The sequence below is a fragment of the Zobellia roscoffensis genome (genome assembly GCF_015330165.1).
GTDB classification, from domain to species: Bacteria; Bacteroidota; Bacteroidia; order Flavobacteriales; family Flavobacteriaceae; genus Zobellia; species Zobellia roscoffensis.
On record NZ_JADDXT010000002.1, the window covers coordinates 2,828,831 to 2,846,855 of the forward strand.

Here is an 18,025-nt window from a genome sequence, read left to right on the forward strand (position 1 = left end):
ATGAAGTTATTATTTATATTTAGTGAATTTGGGTAAAAATGAGTGTTTTGGTGTGATTTCCTTGGTTAATTCTCGAAAAAAATCACTCAAAAGTGAGCTACGTGAGTTTTTTGGATTGATAAATGTTGAGGTTAAAGTTTTCATAACGGGATGATATTCTAGCTTGTTTGTAGGAATTGATGATGTGTTTTAGCCTGTCCTCTACTGTCTTATTTCTGTTGTTTTTAACGATTGTTAAAAAACAGATTATAAATATGGGTAAAGAGTCTTTTTGAGCGAACGGAATTTGCTATTTTTGGCCATGCAAAACAACGTCCTTATCCTAGACTTCGGTTCTCAGTATACACAGCTCATCGCTAGAAGGGTTAGAGAACTCAATATTTATTGTGAAATAAAGCCATATAACAAGCTTCCAGACGATTTATCGTCCTATAAAGCGGTGATTCTATCAGGTTCTCCGTTTTCGGTGCGGGCAGATGATGCACCGCATCCTGATCTGTCGCAAATAAGAGGTAAGAAGCCCTTATTAGCTGTTTGTTATGGTGCCCAATACCTAGCTCACTTTGGTGGAGGTAATGTTGCTCCATCGAACACAAGAGAATATGGTCGTGCAAATTTATCATACATAAAACCAGAGGAAGCTTTTTTTGAAGGTGTTTCAGAAGGAAGTCAAGTATGGATGAGTCATAGTGATACCATTCAAAAACTGCCTGAGAAAGGTGTTGTTTTGGCTAGCACAAACGATGTTAAACACGCTGCGTATAAAATTGAAGACGAGAGTACTTATGCTATTCAATTTCATCCAGAGGTTTATCACTCTAAAGATGGTAAAAAAATACTCCAAAACTTCTTGGTAAACATTGCAGATGTTGCGCAAACTTGGACGCCAGATGCGTTTGTAGATTTGACGGTCGCTGAGTTGAAACAGAAGATCGGAGATGATAAAGTGGTGCTAGGTTTGTCTGGGGGAGTGGATTCCACAGTTGCAGCTGTACTGCTTCATAAGGCTATAGGAAAGAACCTCTACTGTATCTTTGTTAACAATGGTCTTCTTAGAAAGAATGAGTTTCAAGACGTTCTAGATCAATATGAGCATATGGGGCTTAATGTAAAAGGTGTTGATGCTTCGGCACGCTTTTTGGATGCTCTTGCTGGGGAAAGTGATCCTGAAAAGAAACGTAAGATTATTGGAAAGGTATTTATAGATGTTTTTGATGACGAAGCCCATCTTGTAAAAGATGTTAAGTGGCTGGCACAAGGAACTATATATCCAGATGTAATTGAGTCTGTTTCTGCAACGGGCGGTCCATCGGCAACAATAAAGAGTCATCATAATGTAGGTGGTTTACCTGATTATATGAAGCTGAAAGTAGTTGAGCCATTGAGAATGTTATTTAAGGATGAAGTTCGCCGTGTGGGTAAGAGCATGGCCATTGGTGATGAGCGATTAGGGAGACACCCATTTCCAGGGCCTGGACTAGCAATTCGTATTTTGGGTGACATTACGCCAGAAAAGGTGTCTATACTACAGGAGGTAGATCATATTTTCATACAAGGCTTACGTGATTGGGGTCTTTATGATAAGGTTTGGCAGGCCGGAGCCATGCTTTTACCCGTAAATAGTGTAGGGGTTATGGGTGATGAGCGCACTTATGAAAAATGCGTAGCTTTGCGAGCCGTAGAAAGTACGGACGGGATGACTGCTGACTGGGTGAATTTACCATACGAGTTCTTACAAAAGACATCAAACGATATTATCAACAAAGTGCCAGGTGTAAACAGAGTTGTTTACGATATAAGCTCAAAACCACCGGCAACCATTGAATGGGAATAAATATGAATCAATTTTTTAAAGTTAGTCTAACATTTATACTGTTTGTTTTAGTAGCGTGTAAAGTGTCTGCTCAGAAGTTTACAACCCATGCTGTTAAGAAGGGTGAGACCTTAGAAAGCATAGCAAAACAGTACCGGGTAGATGCTCAGACCATTCTTAAACTAAATAAGGAAGTAAGAAGAGGTGATGACTTGAGAGTGAATACTATATTGGTTATACCAAAAGATAGTAAAGCTAAAGCAGTTGCGTCAGAATCGACTAGAAATGTAGAAAGTACTACAGTGGCTGCCGCTGTTAAAAATGGGGTTGATGAAGAGCAGGAAGAGCCTATTGGCTTTACATCATATCGTGTTAAAAAGAAGGAGACTTTATATAGTATAGCAAAGCGATTTCACATTACGGAGGAGGCTATTAAAAAGTACAATCCAGATTTGTACTCTTCACAGTTGAAGAAAAAGATGACTTTGAAGATTCCAAAATACCGTAGAGTAAAACCGGAAGAGGAAATAGTTATTGATGAAAACGATTTTGAAACTTATCAAGTAGCTCCCAAAGAAACTAGATGGAGTATTGCTTATAAATATGGCATTACTGTAGATAGTATGGTTGTTTTAAATCCTGAACTTTCTGGGTCAAATGATTATTTGGCAGTAGGGCAAGAATTGAGGTTGCCAAAAATAGCAGGGAGTACGGTTGAAAATCAAGAAACACAGTTGTACACGTCATATACGGTTCCTCCAAAAATGAATTTCTTTCAATTGGAACAGAAATTTGGTGTGAAGTCAGATGAAATTGTTCGTTTGAATCCGGAGATTACAGAAAGAGGCGGACTTAAAGAAGGTATGGTAATACGCATTCCTCAAGCTAAGGCTGATAGTGGTGAAATTAATACGGAGAATTTTAATTTCTATGAGGTAAAACCAAAACAGACAGAATTCTCTCTTACCCGTAAGTTTGGAATTACTTATAAAGAGCTATTAACATTAAATCCTGATTTGGCTCAAGGGTTAAAAGCGGGTATGATTTTAAAATTACCAAAAGAACAAGAGGGTAATTTTGAAGTTCGCAATTCATTGGTTTTGGATAAAATCAACCTTTTAGATAGTATCAATGTAGGGAACAGACCAAAATTGATGTTTCTTTTGCCTTTCAGGTTAGATAAGTTAGATTTAAGTGATAAGGAGCGTGTTGCCACTATTATTGATAAAAGAAACAGCTTAAAATATAGTTTAGGACTTTATTCAGGAGCTTTAGTAGCTATAGATTCTATTGCGGACCTTGGTGTATCTGTAGATGTTAAGACTTTTGATAACCAATTGAATCTTGCCAGAACAAAAGAGATTTTACAGCAAGAAAACCTTTTAAGTTATAGTGCTATTGTGGGCCCATTAGATATGCCGTCCTTGAAAGAAACGGCAGTAAGGGCTAGTGGTAAGAATGTACCTTTGGTGGCGCCTATTCCAGCTAAGAGCGATTTAAGCCTATCTAATGTATTCTTTTCCTATACTTCGGATGAGGTACTTCGTGATCGGATGATTGGCTATGTACAGGGTAAAATGGTAGACCAGCATGTTATCATCATTGCAGATGATAAGAATAAAGCGGTTCAGGCGCAGTTAATGGCTGGTTTTCCAGAATCTGATACTTTGCAGGTAGCTCAGGAGGAGAAAAATATTGGAATTGATATTAAGAAGTTAACCGAGCTTCTCTCGGAAGAGGGAGATAATTGGGTGTTTGTAGAGACAGATAATTTTAAATTGGTGTCTAGTGTAACTTCTATTTTGAATTCAATGAATACCGAAGACATAAAAGTACGCATGTTTACGACTAACAAGAATAGTGCTTTTGATAATGAAGTGATTAGTAATGCTCATTTGTCTAACCTTCATTTTACATATCCATCAGTGTATAAAATGGGGTCTAATGATTCATTTACTAAGCGCTATGAAAAACGTTTTGGAAGCACGCCAGATAGGTACGCTGTTCGTGGTTTTGATATAACCTATGACCTCTTGTTGAAGTTGGCTTATAAGAATAATCTAATAGAGGCTTCTAAGATAATTGGTGAGACGGAATACTCAGGTAACAAGTTTGATTATGAAAAGGTGGGTGCTTCAGGGTATTTCAATCAGTCGTCATACATTCTTAAGTTTGAAGACCTTCGTATAAAGCAGGCTGAGTAATTTTGTAAATTAATTTCGTTTTTGAACGAGGTAGTACTAACTTAGGGCTTACGAATAGAACGATTAATTCCAAACCCAATTTTAGTATGACATCAAAAGTAACCTACAACGGAGATTTACGAACCACTTGCGAGCATATGCGCTCTGGTGATACTTTTATTACGGATGCACCTGTAGATAATAATGGTCTTGGGCAAGCTTTTTCTCCAACGGATACCGTAGCTACCGGATTAGGGAGTTGCATGATTACCATGATGGGAATCAAAGCAAAAGGACTTGATGTGAATTTAAAAGGTTCTACTGTAGAAATCAAGAAACATATGGCGGCTGGACCTAGACGAATCTCTAAAATTGAAGCGAAGCTAGTTTTACCATCTAACATTTCTGATAAGAACAGAAAAATTTTAGAGCATACGGCTATGACTTGCCCTGTGCATTATAGTTTGCATCCAGATATAGAAAAGGTAATTACGTTTAATTGGGAGCTTTAAAATACGGTCTTTGGGCGTTATGTCTGTGTGTTTGTAGTGTGGTTTCTTCTCAAGAGGAAGAAGTGATACTTTGGAATGCGGATAGAAAACTACAATGGTCAGATTTTAAAGGAAGCTATTTTAAGACGGAATGGGCCGCGGCAACTACCGCCAGTGGTATAAGTTATTCTTTTACGTCTTTTAAAAAGGAAGGTCAATTGTATTTGGATTTTGTGGTGCAGAGCGAGTTTTATCCGAACAAATCATGGTATAGACCAGAGTTGTGCAATTCGGTTATTCTAAGCCACGAACAATTACACTTTGATATATCTGAGCTCTATGCCCGGAAAATGCGAGAACGATTAGCTAAAGCTCAATTTACAATGAATGCAAAAGCGGAGGTCAGAGCTATTTACAAGACAGTTTTGAAAGAGCTGAGTGATTTTCAAAATAAATACGATAGGGAAACAAACTTTTCTAGGGATTTACACAAGCAATTGCTTTGGAACAAACAAATTGAAGCAGCTCTTAAAGAAGAAAAGCCTTCTCAAGATTAAATCTTGAGAAGGCTTTTTTTTAATAGTATCCGTTATTCTAGAATCTGAAAGAAGCTCCCAGTGTTAAGAAAGCAACGCCATAGCCTGCTTCCGCAAAACCGGCAATGCTATCTGTAAAGTACCAACGGCCCCCCACAAAAGCTGTAGCGCCTGGTCTGCTGCTTATATCTCCAAATTCATCTCCTCCTAAAATTCTCATAGAAAGCATGGCTCCACCATACACATCAAGGTTGTCTATATCCAAACCGGTATAGTGGTATGCGCCGCGAACTCCTATTGTGGTATATGACCAGCTGTAATCTGCATTTGCAAAGGCATAATCATAAGTAAAACGTTTGTATCCAATATAACCTCCTAAGCTCACTACGCCTGGACCAGGAACATTCCAAACGCCTCTTTCGTAGCTGGCGCTAAATACAGGGCTCGCGGTAGAGGTGCTGTATCCTCCATAATAACCGCCAAGTCCAATACCGGCATTAATTACATTAGTACCTTGTTCAAATTCTTGTGCATTGGCAAAAGAAACCGTTAGAAAAGTAAGGGCTAGATAAATAATCGTTTTTTTCATTTTCATGTAATTGAAATTTAAAAATCTTTAATGGTTAAATTATTTAGTATAAAAATTTTGCTCTCATTTGATTGGGTAAATATCTTAATTATTTTAACATTTTAACTACTTTTTTATATTATTTGATTTTAAGTTACTTCTAGTCAGCGGGCTGTACTACAATCATATCATTTCCCATCTGTACCATTTTAAAGGCAGCCCGTACTTCAGTAGTTACATTTTGCCAAAGAGCATCTGCACCGTCTTTGTATTCAGCGGTAATCGTTACACTGTTGTCCCTAAAATTTTTATTAGGATTTTTAACTCCTCGTATTTCTGTGATTTGTTCGTAAAGGGCGTTTAAATTAGGGTCGTCGTAAGTGATGGGCTGTATACCAATGTTGATTACCCCTTTAGCAGCTTTTTCCTTTCCTGAACCAAAAAGTGAACCAAGTTCTTTTAAGGTTTCCTTAGTATTGGAGACTGTACCTTTAACAGCTTCGGCAGTATTTGCCGATGTCTCGTTAATCTCCCCTGAAGCTTGGTTTATTTTATCGACCTCTTTAATTGAACTTTTTTCTTTGGTGGTCTCTGGTTGCCCATTGCTATCTTGTGCAAGCAGATGGTTTGCGTTTAAGAGGAAGACAAAAATAAGTGCGAATAGTGCTTTTGTTGTTTTCATTTTTTCTGATTTTAAGGTTTAAGTTCTGATGAGGACTTTATATTTTAGGTTATTTCCAAGTTATTGTTCCATCCATGGTTAAAACGGACTCCGTTTTTGTATTAATGACCTTGGTTTCTGAAAATATAATCTCCTTTTTTTCAAAATCGATATGAAAATCCTCTCCGCAATTAATAAAACCAGAAACAATGGGTATAGCGCAGGCATATTTGTAGTCGGTGCCATCTACTGAAATATTTATGGAGAGACCTCTTTCTGCATCTTGGGTTGCCTTGTCACCTAAATCTAGGCCTACAATTATAAAATTATTACCAACATCATTTGGTTCTGGCCCCTCTTCTTCAGAAATGGGGGTGTTCTCATCGGTTATGATAACCGTACGTTCGTTACCCGTTAGCTGGGTTAAGCCTGCCTTAAGATGACCTACAACTAATGTAGTGCCCACATCGGAAGTTTCGTCTCCGGATAATTTTATGGTGCCAAAACTATCGCTTGTTTCTTCTTCATCATCATCATCATCATCATCATCATCATCATCATTTTCTTCTTCTGTTTCTTCTGTTTCCTCCTCTATTTCTTCAATTTGTTCTTCCTGTTCTTCCTGTTCTTGTTCTTGATCAATAGGGGTGTTGTCCTCAGAACATGAAGTGGTGAAGCATAGAAAAAAGGCAATTAGTATTGCTGATATGATTTTTGATGATTTCATTTTATAACGTTCAGGGTTGTTAAATTCTGTTGTATGCTGTACAAACAAAAAAATGTTTGTTGGTCTTGAAGACTATTTCCAGGTTATGGTTCCATTCATGGTTAGAACAGCGTCGGTTACAGTATTGGTAATATTTGTTTCGGTAAACACAATCTCTTTTTTGTCAAAATCAATCTCAAAATCAGAGCTGTAATTTTTATAGGTGCTAAAGTCGGGGGGAGTGCAGGTATGTTTGTACTCAATACCATCTACGGTGATATTCATAGTTAAAGACCTGCTAGTGTTATGTCTGGTGGGTCCTTCTATATCTAAGCCAATGATTATAAAGTTGTTTTGGAGGTCATTAGGTATAGGGCCATTCTCGTTTATTTTTGTATGGCTATCAGTAAGTATTATTGTTTTGCCCTTTACTCTGTGGTTGGAACGGCCTATGGCTAAATTACCTATTTTTAAAGAAGTCCCTAGATTTGTGGTTTCTTTACCGGACAATACAATCTCTCCAGATATACTTTGGTCGTTTTTCTCGATTTTCTTGTTGGTAGCTTTGTTGCTAACAGGTAGGTGTAAGTTTAAGCCTAGCAAAAGTAGGTTAGTGCGGTAGTGGTTGAGACTCATTCTGAAGGTGTTCATCTGCAGAACATTTTTAAGGTTAAGTTTGGTCTGTTGAATTAATTATCTGTGCTGCAATTGTCTGCATAGAATTGCAGTTGTGCTTTTTGTTCCGCATCTATAAAATCATTGCAAGTGTCTAGAATCTTCGCTACATCAGATTTAATTTCGCTGCAATTGCGGTCTTCCTCGTTCCATTTTTTATCTATTTCTACCATTAAGTTGGCGCAATCCAGTGCTTTTTGTGTGTCGCTAAGGTCATCTACAACATCTTTTACGGAGCAGTTAATAAAAGTAGATAGGGTTAAAAGGAAAGCTCCGAAATAAAATAGAGATTTTTTCATGGGTCTTGGTGGGTTAAATGGATTATAAAGTAGTTGTTACTGTTCGTTATATTCAAAAGTGTAGTCGGTAAATTGGCCGTCGGTTACGGTAATGGAGGTACCGTCTTCAGTTTTTCCTGCAAAACTGAACTCACCGGAAAATTTTTGATTTTCGAAATTAATTGCGGTAATTTTTAGATATATATTATCTACTTCTTCAAGGTTGGGGTTGTCATCATCATCATCATCGGTCACTTCAGCTTCGTAATAATTGGCAATTACTCCTTCATGAAGAAAATCTACCAGAGGGGAATCCCATGTTTTGCCAACCTTTAGTGTGGAAAAATCTTCTCCTACGGCCCATAAAACAACAGCTTTAGTATTAGCTAGGCCCAAGCTTATGTCATAACCTGAAATGTATACCATATATATTCCATCAGTTTTTGTAATGGCTGCCGGCATGCCGTTGAATTGTTCTGAATATTCAGATGATTGAAATTCTTTTCCGTTAGCTGTAGCGGTCATGGAACCGGTGTATACGGTTTCTTCTTCTTCTTCTTCTTCTTCTTCTTCTTCTTGCTCCTGTTGTTGCTCTTCTTCATCTTCAGGTTCGTCGTCTAATTCCTCAATTTCTTCAACTTGGTCCGCAAGGTCCTCGGCTAATTCATTTATAGGATGACTGTCACACCCTGTTAAAAAAGACAGAGGAATAATAATAAGGATAACAAGGGCTTTGAGGGAGTAGTTTTTCTGAGTCATAAACAATTGGTTGCTTGGTTTGGTGCTATGAAATTAGGAATAAGCAAGCTAGCTTCCCATTTGCATTTATTAACCGTGAGTCTTGTTAGAGGATGTGTAGGTTTTTGTGGAGTAATCGTAATCAGTTATTTTTTTTACATACAAAGCTCAAAAAGAACTATTTATAACAATATTTTTTTGAGTAGAATAGTGTTCTTTCCTTGAAACTGTTAAATTTGGAGTTCTATATACTACTTGTATCTATGCCTTCTAACAGAATAAAAGTACTTTCCCTATTGCTCTTATTGTCTGTATTTGGTTTAAGAGCCCAGCATGCTAAAATAGATAGTTTAAATTCTCTCCTAGAAAAAACTCCAAAACAAGATTCCGTTAGGCTAAACATTTTAAATGAATTGATTTATACCTATTATTCTATTGACCCTAAAAAGGGAATAGAACTGTCTAAAGATGCGGTAAACCTTGGTTTGAAGCTTAAAATTGAGAAAAGTGTTGCTACTAGTTATGCGTATCAAGGTCATAACTATAGTGCATTAGGAGAAGATTCCTTGGCTTTGGATTCGTATGATAAGGCAATGAGGATACGGCAGGAGAATAATGATCGGATAGGTGCTGCCAGACTAATTTATAACAAGGGGTTGGTTTATTTTAATGAATCTGACTATGCCCGCGCTAACGATAATAATCGCAAAGCATACGAGGTCTTTGAGCAAGCTAAGGATAGTTTTCTAATGGCTAAAATGTTGAATAGTATTGGTATCAACTATATGTATCTTTCTCAGTATCCTGAAGCCATTAAGAGCTATCTTGATGCTAAGCGAATTTATGAGGATCTAGACTTAACAGGTGATAAGCAGTATGCATCCATCCTTAGTAATATAGGGTTGTTGTATGCCAGATTAGGGAAGTTTGTTGAGTCGGAAAACTATCAGAAGCAAGCCCTTGGTTTTTTTCAACAGAATGATTTCCAGGAAGGAGTGGCGAATGCTCTTACCAATCTGGGTAGAGTTTATAATGAAACGGGAAAATCCGATAAAGCTATTGAGAGTTATAGGCAGGCTTATGACATAATGGAGCGGAATAGCAATGAAAGGGGAATGGCCAGTGCCTTGACCAACACGGGGATTGCTTATACGGAAATGGGGCAATATGAGGAGGCTATACCTTATTTTAAGCAGACCCAAGAGATTTATGAGAAGCTAAAAAATGCCAATAACTTAGCTATTGTACATCAGCATTTAGCAGATTGTTACGCCTTAGGAAAGCAGAAAAAGTTAAAGCTAGCTGAAGAAAATTATCAAACTTCTTATCAATATGCTAAAGAGGCAGGAAGTATAAATCTACAGTTCAATGCTCTTGATCAGTTGGCTGTCTTGCAGAATAAAATGGGCAATTATAAGAGCGCCTATAAGAATAAAACAGACGCTGTGGTGTTGCGTGATAGTTTTGCTTCCGCGGAAAAGAAGGAGGAGATAGCATTATTAGAGGCCGAATACGAATACGAAAAGGAAAAATCTGAACTTCAATCTGCTTATGAAAGAAAGCAGGAGGCTTCAAAAGCAGAGGTGGAGCGTCAGAACCTAATGATTACGGCTCTTTTGGCGGGAGGGTTGTTAATTGTAGCTTTTTTGGTCGTTGCTTTTCAACTGTATAAGAAACGGGAAAAAGTAATATCCGAAAAGAAAATTTCTGAGTTTAAGACCAGGGTTGCAGAAACGGAATTGAAGGCACTACGCTCGCAGATGAACCCACATTTTATATTCAACGCCATGAACTCCATTAGTGATTATATGGCGAAGAATGATTTGGAGACTGCGAACATTTTTCTAGTGAAATTTTCTAAGTTGATTAGAGCTATTTTAGAAAGTTCGGAGAAAAAATGGATTCCGTTGGAAGAAGATCTTGAGCTTACGGGGCTATATATGCAAATTGAAGCGTTACGATTAAAAGATAAATTTGTGCATTCTTTTAATATTGATGAAAACATTGATATAGAAAACACCATGGTGCCCCCCTTAATTTTGCAGCCATTTATAGAAAATAGTATTTGGCATGGTATATCGCCAAAAGAAACCCTTGGGCATATAGATGTTTCGGTAAAAATTGAAAATCAGTTTTTGGTCTGTACTGTAGATGATGATGGGGTAGGGCGAAAAGGAAATGGTGCTGCTCAAAAGGGGAAAACTTCAATGGGACTAAAAATAACCAAGAACAGGCTTGATATTATTAATCAGTTGAAAAAGGAAAACGGAAGCATTCAAATGTTCGATAGGGAAGAAGGACTACGTGTTGAGCTGAAATTACCTTTAGAACTTCAATTTTAATGATTTTATGTTAAAAGCAATCATTGTAGACGACGAAAAACATTGCCAAGACAGATTACTTCTTTTGTTAAAAGCTTTTGATACCGTTCAGGTGCTTAATGTGGCCTCTTCTTATGAAGAAGGTCTAGCTGCTATAAAAAAGTATAGTCCTCAAGTGGTTTTTTTGGATGTGCAATTACATGATAGAACAGGGTTTGAATTGCTTCATGCGGTGCCTGATATTAATTTTGAGGTCATTTTTACGACGGGTTATGATAATTATGCGCTGGAAGCCTTTAAGTTTTCAGCTTTGGATTATTTGTTGAAGCCTATTGCGGAAGAAGATGTATATACAGCACTTGAAAAGTTAACAAAGAAAATTTCGTTACAGGAAATATCAAAAAAAATGGAAGTTCTATTCCATAACTTAGAAGGTCAAAAAGCGAGTGACTTCCAGAAAATTGCAGTTCCCACGGTTGATGGGCTTTCTATGATTGCAATAAATGATATTGTTAGGTGTCAATCAGATGTAAATTACACCCATTTATATTTAAAGAGCGATAGTAAACTTACGGTTGCAAAAACATTAAAATATTTTGAATCCCTTTTGGAAAAACACCATTTTTATAGAGCACATCAATCGCATTTAATAAACCTTACATGTGTAGATAAATATGTAAAAGGGAAAGGAGGGTACGCACTTATGAATGATGGTTCACATATAGAAATTGCCGTACGCAGAAAAGAAGACTTTTTGAAAAAACTAATGGGATAAAAAAACCTCCCCGAAGGGAGGTTGGTATTTTATATATCGCAAATGGTAACGCCTTCTTTTAAAGCTGCAATTTGATCATCCCATGTAGGTATAAACTCTTGTGCAACGTAGCCCTCAAAACCGGTTGCTAGAATTGCTTTCATTATAGCAGGGTAAAAAAGTTCCTGCGTATCGTTTATTTCATTTCTCCCAGGATTTCCTCCGGTATGGTAGTGCCCAAAATATTGGTTGTAATCTTGAATATTACGGATAATGTCACCTTCCATAATTTGCATATGGTAAATGTCATATAACAATTTAAAATTCTCAGAACCTATGGCCTTGCAAAGTTCAACGCCCCATGCACTAGTATCGCACATATAATCTGGGTGGTTTACTTTGGAGTTTAGCAGTTCCATTTGAAGAACCACACCATGCTTCTCTGCAATGGGCATTAGTTTTTTAAGTCCTTCTGCACAGTTTTTTAATCCTACAGCGTCATCCATACCATTTCGGTTTCCACTAAAACATATAAGGTTGGTGTAGCCAGCTTCGGCAACTTTAGGAATATGTTGCGAATAATCTGCTATTAGTTCTTCGTGCAGGGAAAGGTCGTTGAAGCCTTTTTCAATACCAAAACCAGCGCCCCAGCACATAGAGGCGTGAATACCATATTTTTTCATCAAAGGCCAATCTTCTGGGCCCGTAAGGTCCATTGCCTTAATACCGAGTTCGTTTAGGCTTTTCAGGAAATCTTCCATAGGAATATCCTTATAACACCAGCGGCAAACACTATGGTGAATATTTTCTTTTAATTTTACGCTTTCTGTAGTAGAAGGTGCCATGGCATTCGTAGTTTTGCAGGCCACCAATCCAACCGATGCGGCGGCAGATGTACCAATAAATTTTCTTCGTTTCATAATTTTGGCTATTAGGCGAAAATAAAGATAAAATATTTAGATTTAAAAATGAATATAGCTCCGGATAAAGAAAAATTGATAGAATTGGCACATTATAGGATGCCATTTGGGAAATTTAAAGGACGATACTTGGTAAACCTTCCGGAAGCGTATTTAATTTGGTATCAACAGAAAGGGTTTCCTGACGGAAAATTAGGAATTCTACTTAAATCCATGTTAGAAATTAAGATTAATGGACTAGAGCCGTTAATTCATAAGATTCAAAAAGATTTTCCCAAGTAATACCTATGATTTCACTAGGCAATTTATATCTTTGTGCCCCGTAACAAAGAACACCAATATGTCGCAGACAAAGTATATTTTCGTTACGGGAGGTGTTACTTCTTCTCTAGGGAAAGGTATTATAGCCGCATCGCTCGCCAAATTGCTACAGGCACGTGGCTATAAGACAACGATTCAAAAATTAGACCCGTATATCAACGTAGATCCAGGTACGTTAAACCCCTATGAACATGGCGAATGCTATGTAACCGATGATGGGGCCGAGACCGATTTGGACCTAGGGCATTATGAACGTTTCTTGAACGTACGTACCTCTCAGGCCAACAATGTAACTACTGGGCGTATTTACCAGAGTGTTATTGAAAAAGAACGCCGTGGAGAGTTTCTGGGGAAGACTGTGCAAGTTGTACCTCATATTACAAATGAAATTAAGCGTCGTGTTCAATTGTTGGGCAATAGTGGTGAATATGATATTGTAATTACCGAAATAGGGGGGACTGTAGGTGATATCGAGTCTTTACCTTATATAGAGTCTGTTAGGCAGTTGCTTTGGGAGCTTGGAGATAATAATGGTATCGTCATTCATTTAACATTGGTGCCCTATCTTTCTGCCGCAGGGGAATTGAAAACTAAACCAACACAACATTCCGTTAAAACGTTAATGGAAAGCGGTATCAAGGCAGATGTTTTGGTTTGTAGAACAGAGCATGAGATTTCCGATGAGATAAAAGAAAAATTAGCGCTTTTCTGTAATGTGAAGCGTGAGGCAGTTATACAATCTATTGATGCTTCTACCATTTATGACGTTCCGTTGTTAATGCAAGAAGAAGGTTTGGATACAGTGGTACTTAAAAAATTGGCTTTGGCCGATACTGTAAAACCTGATTTGGATCAATGGAAAGACTTTCTTGATCAACACAAGAATCCTCAGAATGAGATAAACATTGGCTTAATTGGTAAGTATGTTGAGCTTCAAGATTCTTATAAATCTATCTTGGAGGCTTTCATCCATGCAGGAGCGGTTAATGAAGTTCGTGTAAATATTAAGTCTATTCACTCAGAACATTTACTGGGCAAAAGTCTGGAGAAAAAACTTAGTGATTTAGACGGTATACTCGTTGCTCCTGGTTTTGGTGAAAGGGGTATTGAAGGAAAAATACAGGCCGTACAATACGCACGTGAAAACAATATTCCGTTCTTGGGTATTTGTTTGGGCATGCAAATGGCGGTAATTGAATATGCTCGGAACGTACTGGGGCTTGCTGACGCCAATTCAACCGAAATGGACGAAAAAACGCCATATCCTGTTATAAACCTTATGGAAGAGCAAAAAACTATCACTAATAAAGGAGGTACTATGCGCTTGGGCGCTTGGGACTGTGAGTTAATAGAAGGTAGTTTGGTGAAGGACGTTTATAAAGGAGCTAATAATATTTCTGAAAGACACCGTCACCGTTATGAGTTTAACAGTGACTTTAAAAACCAACTAGAAGAGCAAGGCTTAAAAGCAACGGGAATAAATAAGGAAACAGGTCTAGTAGAAATTGTAGAAATACCGGAGCATCCTTGGTTTATAGGAGTGCAATATCACCCGGAATACAAAAGTACGGTGGTTAGTCCGCATCCCTTATTTATAGGCTTTGTAAAGGCAGCATTAAAACATAAAAAGCAATAAACTAATGCCATTCTGGCATAATCTGGTCAATTGGGCATATATTTGCTAATTGACTGAATCAAACCCTTGTACATGGCCGATTTGATTAAAAAGGAATCGGTCTACTAACAATTATTTAGATGGAAGAAAAGAAAGTAGATATAAATTCTATAATCGGTTTTGTGCTGATTTTCGGAATATTGATATTTATGTTTTATCAGAATAAGCCTACTCCAGAGGAGCTAGCTGCTGAAAAGGCACAACAAGAACAGGTTGTAAAAGAGGAAAATAATGAAGCCTTGCCGTCTGAAAATGTAGCGCAGTCTCCAGAAATTAACCTTCAAGATTCTATGGCCGTTGCTAACTATCAAGGTAAAATAGGTGCTTTTGGATATACACAACCCTCTGACAAAATTACCAAATTAGAGAATAAACTTCTTTCTTTAGACATAAGTAATAAAGGTGGGCAAATTGTAGAGGCGCGTATGAAGCAATATCATACCTATGATTCTATACCTGTGTACCTGATACATGATGGTAATGCTTCTTTTGGTTTAAATTTTACTACTTCGGATAATAGAGTGTTGAATACCAAGGACCTTTATTTTGAGCCATCTATAACAGAAAGTAATGGTAATACAGTGCTTTCTATGAAAGCCAAAGCGGGCCCAAATAATTTTTTGGAGTACCGTTATGAGATGAAGGAAGATAATTATCTTGTAGATTTTACTATTCGTTCTCAAGGTCTTAATGGTATAATAGATGGTACTAGACCAGTAGATTTAGAATGGAACTTAAAAGGTATCCGACATAATAAAAGTGTAGAATACGAGAATAAATATACAGAGCTTACCTATAATCACGATGAAGGTAAGATAAGCTATCTATCACTTACTAGTGATGACGAAGAAGCAGAAGAAGATGTAAAGTGGTTGTCCTATAGACAGCATTTCTTTAGTTCTATTCTTGCTGGAAAAAACAACTTTAAAACAGCGGACCTTACTTCTAAGAATCTTGTTGAAGAAGAGAGTAAGGATACAAAATTCACCAAATTATTTGGAGCGAAAATACCTTTAGAATTAACAGGAGGAGAATTAGCACAGAACATGCATTGGTATTATGGGCCTACAGATGTAAAGGTGTTGAACCAGTACAAAGAGTTAGGTCTTGATGATTCAATTCCTTTTGGCTGGGGTATTTTTGGTTGGTTAAACCGTTATTTGTTTACACCTTTCTATTCCTTTTTGAGCTCTTTCTTGCCATTTGGTGTGGCTATTGTAGCAATGACGGTATTGGTTAGATTAGCAATGTCTCCTGTAACGTACAAGTCATATTTGTCTCAAGCAAAAATGAAGGTGTTAAAGCCCGAAATTGCAGAATTAGGAGAGAAGTATAAGGATAATGCTATGAAAAAACAGCAGGAAACCATGAAGCTTTATGGTAAAGCTGGTGTGAGCCCCATGAGTGGTTGTGTACCTGCTTTGTTGCAAATGCCTATTTTCTATGCCTTGTTTATGTTTTTTCCAACTTCTTTCGCTTTACGTCAGAAGTCATTTTTATGGGCAGATGATTTATCGTCATATGATGTGGTAGCGAACTTACCATTTCATATTCCGTTTTACGGAGATCATGTTAGTCTGTTTCCAATATTGGCATCTATTGCAATATTCTTTTATATGACCATGACTACTGGGCAAAATATGCCTCAGCAGCCAGGTATGCCTAACATGAAATTTATCATGTATTTAATGCCACTTATGATGTTGTTTTTCTTCAACAACTATGCAAGTGGATTGAGTTTGTACTATTTTGTATCGAATATGATTACCATTGGTATCATGTTGGTTATTAAGAATTTTATTCTTGATGATAAAAAGATTCATGCTCAGATACAAGAGAATAAGAAAAAACCCAAGAAGGAAAATAAATTCCAGAAGAAGATGCGCGAGATGATGGAGCAAGCTGAAGAGCAGAAGAAAACAGGAAAAAAATAAGAATCTATAGAAAATAGAGCTTATTAAAAATAAAAAAACCCTGACGTCTGTCAGGGTTTTTCGCATTTAGTTAGTTTGGTTTGGTAAGATTTGGGATTGTAAAGATGCGGATTAACCAAGCTTAAAAAAAAAGAGAGTTGTCAAGAGCTCTTTTTTGTATGCTAACTTAGGTGATAATGATGTATGCATTTCATATGTAAGGTAGATAGAAAAGTCTTGACCAAGTTTTCGTATTTTTGTATGCAATAATTAGAATAATGAAAAAAGTAGTTGTAGGCCTCTCAGGAGGAGTGGATTCAAGTGTAACCGCATACCTTTTAAAAGAACAAGGATATGAGGTAATCGGCTTGTTTATGAAGAATTGGCATGATGACTCGGTAACTATTTCAGAAGAATGCCCGTGGTTAGAGGATAGTAATGATGCTTTAATTGTTGCTGAAAAACTGGGTATTCCGTTTCAGACCGTAGATTTAAGTGTCCAATATAAAGAACGGATCGTAGATTACATGTTCGCCGAGTATGAGAAGGGCAGAACTCCTAATCCGGACGTGCTTTGTAATCGTGAGATCAAGTTTGATGTCTTTATGGATATAGCCCTGCAATTGGGAGCGGATTACGTAGCTACAGGACACTATTGTCGAAAAGGGACTATCAAGAATGATGACGGCACGGAAACCTATCAGCTTTTGGCAGGTGTGGATGGCAACAAAGACCAATCCTATTTTCTTTGTCAGCTTTCACAGGAGCAATTATCAAAAACTCTATTTCCCATAGGTCATTTAAATAAGCCTGAAGTACGGCAGATTGCTGCAGATAATAATTTAATTACTGCCGATAAAAAGGATTCTCAGGGACTTTGCTTTATTGGAAAAGTACGTTTGCCTGAATTTCTTCAGCAAAAATTAAAACCTAAAAAGGGTGTAATTGTTGAGGTGCCTTCTGATGTTTCTCAATATCAAAGAGAATTACCTCAATTTGAGAGCAAACAAGAAGAGTTATCTTTTTATTCAGAGAAGCCTGTATATCAAGTTGAAGATGGAAAAGTTGTGGGTGACCACCAAGGAGCGCATTATTTTACTAAAGGACAACGAAAAGGACTGGATGTAGGAGGAACAAAAGAGCCATTGTTCGTTATTGAAACTGATGTAAATGAGAATGTAATTTACACCGGTCAGGGTAAATTACATCCCGGTTTGTACCGTAGAACATTGTTCATTACGGATGCGGAACTACATTGGGTACGAACCGATTTAGCTTTAAAAGAAGATGAAACGTTGGAGGTAATGGCGCGTATTAGATATCGCCAACCGCTGGAAAAAGCTACTATATATAAAGTAGAAGGTGGTTTGTATGTAGATTTTGAAGAAAAACAATCTGCGATTATGGAAGGCCAGTTTGCGGCTTGGTACATAGGTGACGAGCTTATTGGCTCCGGTGTAATTTCGTAGCGG

At 37.4% G+C, this 18,025-nt stretch carries 17 protein-coding genes; 10 read left to right on the top strand and 7 right to left on the bottom strand.

Annotation, left to right across the window (positions count from 1 at the left end; translation table 11 throughout):
* Positions 1–301 precede the first annotated feature (301 nt).
* The 4 genes from guaA (at position 302) to IWC72_RS11850 (ending at position 5,044) form a co-directional block, all read left to right on the top strand.
* A complete protein-coding gene (gene guaA, locus IWC72_RS11835; RefSeq protein ID WP_194526402.1) occupies positions 302–1,834 on the top strand; it encodes a glutamine-hydrolyzing GMP synthase in 1,533 nt (510 codons plus the stop codon).
* Positions 1,835–1,836: 2 nt separating this feature from the next.
* The gene (locus IWC72_RS11840; RefSeq protein ID WP_226968016.1) at positions 1,837–4,017 is read left to right on the top strand and encodes a LysM peptidoglycan-binding domain-containing protein; all 2,181 of its coding nucleotides are present in this window, start codon (positions 1,837–1,839) and stop codon (positions 4,015–4,017) included.
* Between the two features lie 86 nt (positions 4,018–4,103).
* Positions 4,104–4,508 (top strand): OsmC family protein, encoded by a 405-nt coding sequence (locus IWC72_RS11845; protein ID WP_194526404.1) that lies wholly within the window; start codon positions 4,104–4,106, stop codon positions 4,506–4,508.
* Positions 4,496–5,044: a DUF922 domain-containing protein gene (locus IWC72_RS11850; RefSeq protein WP_226979548.1), complete on the top strand. Its 549-nt coding sequence runs from the start codon at positions 4,496–4,498 to the stop codon at positions 5,042–5,044. The genes IWC72_RS11845 and IWC72_RS11850 overlap by 13 nt, the downstream gene beginning before the upstream one ends.
* Before the next feature lie 37 nt (positions 5,045–5,081).
* On the opposite strand, the gene IWC72_RS11855 is transcribed toward IWC72_RS11850, so the two are convergent.
* From IWC72_RS11855 to IWC72_RS11880, 6 genes are all read right to left on the bottom strand, one after another.
* Entirely contained in the window at positions 5,082–5,618 is a 537-nt protein-coding gene (locus tag IWC72_RS11855) for a hypothetical protein (RefSeq protein ID WP_194529889.1), read from the bottom strand.
* A 133-nt stretch (positions 5,619–5,751) separates the two neighbouring features.
* Positions 5,752–6,273, bottom strand: coding sequence for a hypothetical protein (locus IWC72_RS11860; RefSeq protein ID WP_194529890.1), 522 nt, complete (start codon positions 6,271–6,273; stop codon positions 5,752–5,754).
* 49 nt (positions 6,274–6,322) lie between these two features.
* Complete coding sequence (locus IWC72_RS11865) at positions 6,323–6,979, bottom strand: hypothetical protein (RefSeq protein WP_194529891.1); 657 nt, start codon at positions 6,977–6,979, stop codon at positions 6,323–6,325.
* Positions 6,980–7,051: 72 nt separating this feature from the next.
* Complete coding sequence (locus tag IWC72_RS11870) at positions 7,052–7,609, bottom strand: hypothetical protein (protein WP_194529892.1); 558 nt, start codon at positions 7,607–7,609, stop codon at positions 7,052–7,054.
* A gap of 38 nt (positions 7,610–7,647) precedes the next feature.
* Positions 7,648–7,932, bottom strand: coding sequence for a hypothetical protein (locus IWC72_RS11875; protein ID WP_194526409.1), 285 nt, complete (start codon positions 7,930–7,932; stop codon positions 7,648–7,650).
* Between the two features lie 36 nt (positions 7,933–7,968).
* Positions 7,969–8,670, bottom strand: coding sequence for a hypothetical protein (locus tag IWC72_RS11880; protein ID WP_194529893.1), 702 nt, complete (start codon positions 8,668–8,670; stop codon positions 7,969–7,971).
* 242 nt (positions 8,671–8,912) lie between these two features.
* Here IWC72_RS11880 and IWC72_RS11885 point away from each other — a divergent pair, with 242 nt between their 5' ends.
* Positions 8,913–10,991 (top strand): tetratricopeptide repeat-containing sensor histidine kinase, encoded by a 2,079-nt coding sequence (locus IWC72_RS11885; RefSeq protein WP_194529894.1) that lies wholly within the window; start codon positions 8,913–8,915, stop codon positions 10,989–10,991.
* A gap of 7 nt (positions 10,992–10,998) precedes the next feature.
* Positions 10,999–11,745 (top strand): LytR/AlgR family response regulator transcription factor, encoded by a 747-nt coding sequence (locus tag IWC72_RS11890; RefSeq protein WP_194526412.1) that lies wholly within the window; start codon positions 10,999–11,001, stop codon positions 11,743–11,745.
* 29 nt (positions 11,746–11,774) lie between these two features.
* Here IWC72_RS11890 and IWC72_RS11895 read toward each other — a convergent pair whose 3' ends face one another.
* The gene (locus IWC72_RS11895; protein ID WP_194526413.1) at positions 11,775–12,644 is read right to left on the bottom strand and encodes a hydroxypyruvate isomerase family protein; all 870 of its coding nucleotides are present in this window, start codon (positions 12,642–12,644) and stop codon (positions 11,775–11,777) included.
* 48 nt (positions 12,645–12,692) lie between these two features.
* Between IWC72_RS11895 and IWC72_RS11900 the strand changes: the two genes are divergently transcribed.
* From IWC72_RS11900 to mnmA, 4 genes are all read left to right on the top strand, one after another.
* Positions 12,693–12,926: a DUF3820 family protein gene (locus tag IWC72_RS11900; RefSeq protein WP_194529895.1), complete on the top strand. Its 234-nt coding sequence runs from the start codon at positions 12,693–12,695 to the stop codon at positions 12,924–12,926.
* Between the two features lie 58 nt (positions 12,927–12,984).
* The gene (locus tag IWC72_RS11905) at positions 12,985–14,601 is read left to right on the top strand and encodes a CTP synthase (RefSeq protein ID WP_194529896.1); all 1,617 of its coding nucleotides are present in this window, start codon (positions 12,985–12,987) and stop codon (positions 14,599–14,601) included.
* 119 nt (positions 14,602–14,720) lie between these two features.
* A complete protein-coding gene (gene yidC / locus IWC72_RS11910; protein WP_194529897.1) occupies positions 14,721–16,574 on the top strand; it encodes a membrane protein insertase YidC in 1,854 nt (617 codons plus the stop codon).
* Between the two features lie 257 nt (positions 16,575–16,831).
* Positions 16,832–18,022, top strand: coding sequence for a tRNA 2-thiouridine(34) synthase MnmA (mnmA, locus tag IWC72_RS11915; protein WP_194529898.1), 1,191 nt, complete (start codon positions 16,832–16,834; stop codon positions 18,020–18,022).
* The last annotated feature ends 3 nt before the right edge of the window (positions 18,023–18,025 follow it).

Coding starts and splice junctions, on each gene's coding strand:
- IWC72_RS11900 (WP_194529895.1), top strand. CDS start 12,693: ATGAATATAGCTCCGGATAAAGAAAAATTGATAGAATTGGCACATTAT.
- IWC72_RS11890 (WP_194526412.1), top strand. CDS start 10,999: ATGTTAAAAGCAATCATTGTAGACGACGAAAAACATTGCCAAGACAGA.
- IWC72_RS11855 (WP_194529889.1), bottom strand. CDS start 5,618: ATGAAAATGAAAAAAACGATTATTTATCTAGCCCTTACTTTTCTAACG.
- IWC72_RS11885 (WP_194529894.1), top strand. CDS start 8,913: ATGCCTTCTAACAGAATAAAAGTACTTTCCCTATTGCTCTTATTGTCT.
- IWC72_RS11880 (WP_194529893.1), bottom strand. CDS start 8,670: ATGACTCAGAAAAACTACTCCCTCAAAGCCCTTGTTATCCTTATTATT.
- guaA (WP_194526402.1), top strand. CDS start 302: ATGCAAAACAACGTCCTTATCCTAGACTTCGGTTCTCAGTATACACAG.
- IWC72_RS11870 (WP_194529892.1), bottom strand. CDS start 7,609: ATGAACACCTTCAGAATGAGTCTCAACCACTACCGCACTAACCTACTT.
- IWC72_RS11845 (WP_194526404.1), top strand. CDS start 4,104: ATGACATCAAAAGTAACCTACAACGGAGATTTACGAACCACTTGCGAG.
- yidC (WP_194529897.1), top strand. CDS start 14,721: ATGGAAGAAAAGAAAGTAGATATAAATTCTATAATCGGTTTTGTGCTG.
- IWC72_RS11875 (WP_194526409.1), bottom strand. CDS start 7,932: ATGAAAAAATCTCTATTTTATTTCGGAGCTTTCCTTTTAACCCTATCT.
- mnmA (WP_194529898.1), top strand. CDS start 16,832: ATGAAAAAAGTAGTTGTAGGCCTCTCAGGAGGAGTGGATTCAAGTGTA.
- IWC72_RS11860 (WP_194529890.1), bottom strand. CDS start 6,273: ATGAAAACAACAAAAGCACTATTCGCACTTATTTTTGTCTTCCTCTTA.
- IWC72_RS11865 (WP_194529891.1), bottom strand. CDS start 6,979: ATGAAATCATCAAAAATCATATCAGCAATACTAATTGCCTTTTTTCTA.
- IWC72_RS11895 (WP_194526413.1), bottom strand. CDS start 12,644: ATGAAACGAAGAAAATTTATTGGTACATCTGCCGCCGCATCGGTTGGA.
- IWC72_RS11840 (WP_226968016.1), top strand. CDS start 1,837: ATGAATCAATTTTTTAAAGTTAGTCTAACATTTATACTGTTTGTTTTA.
- IWC72_RS11905 (WP_194529896.1), top strand. CDS start 12,985: ATGTCGCAGACAAAGTATATTTTCGTTACGGGAGGTGTTACTTCTTCT.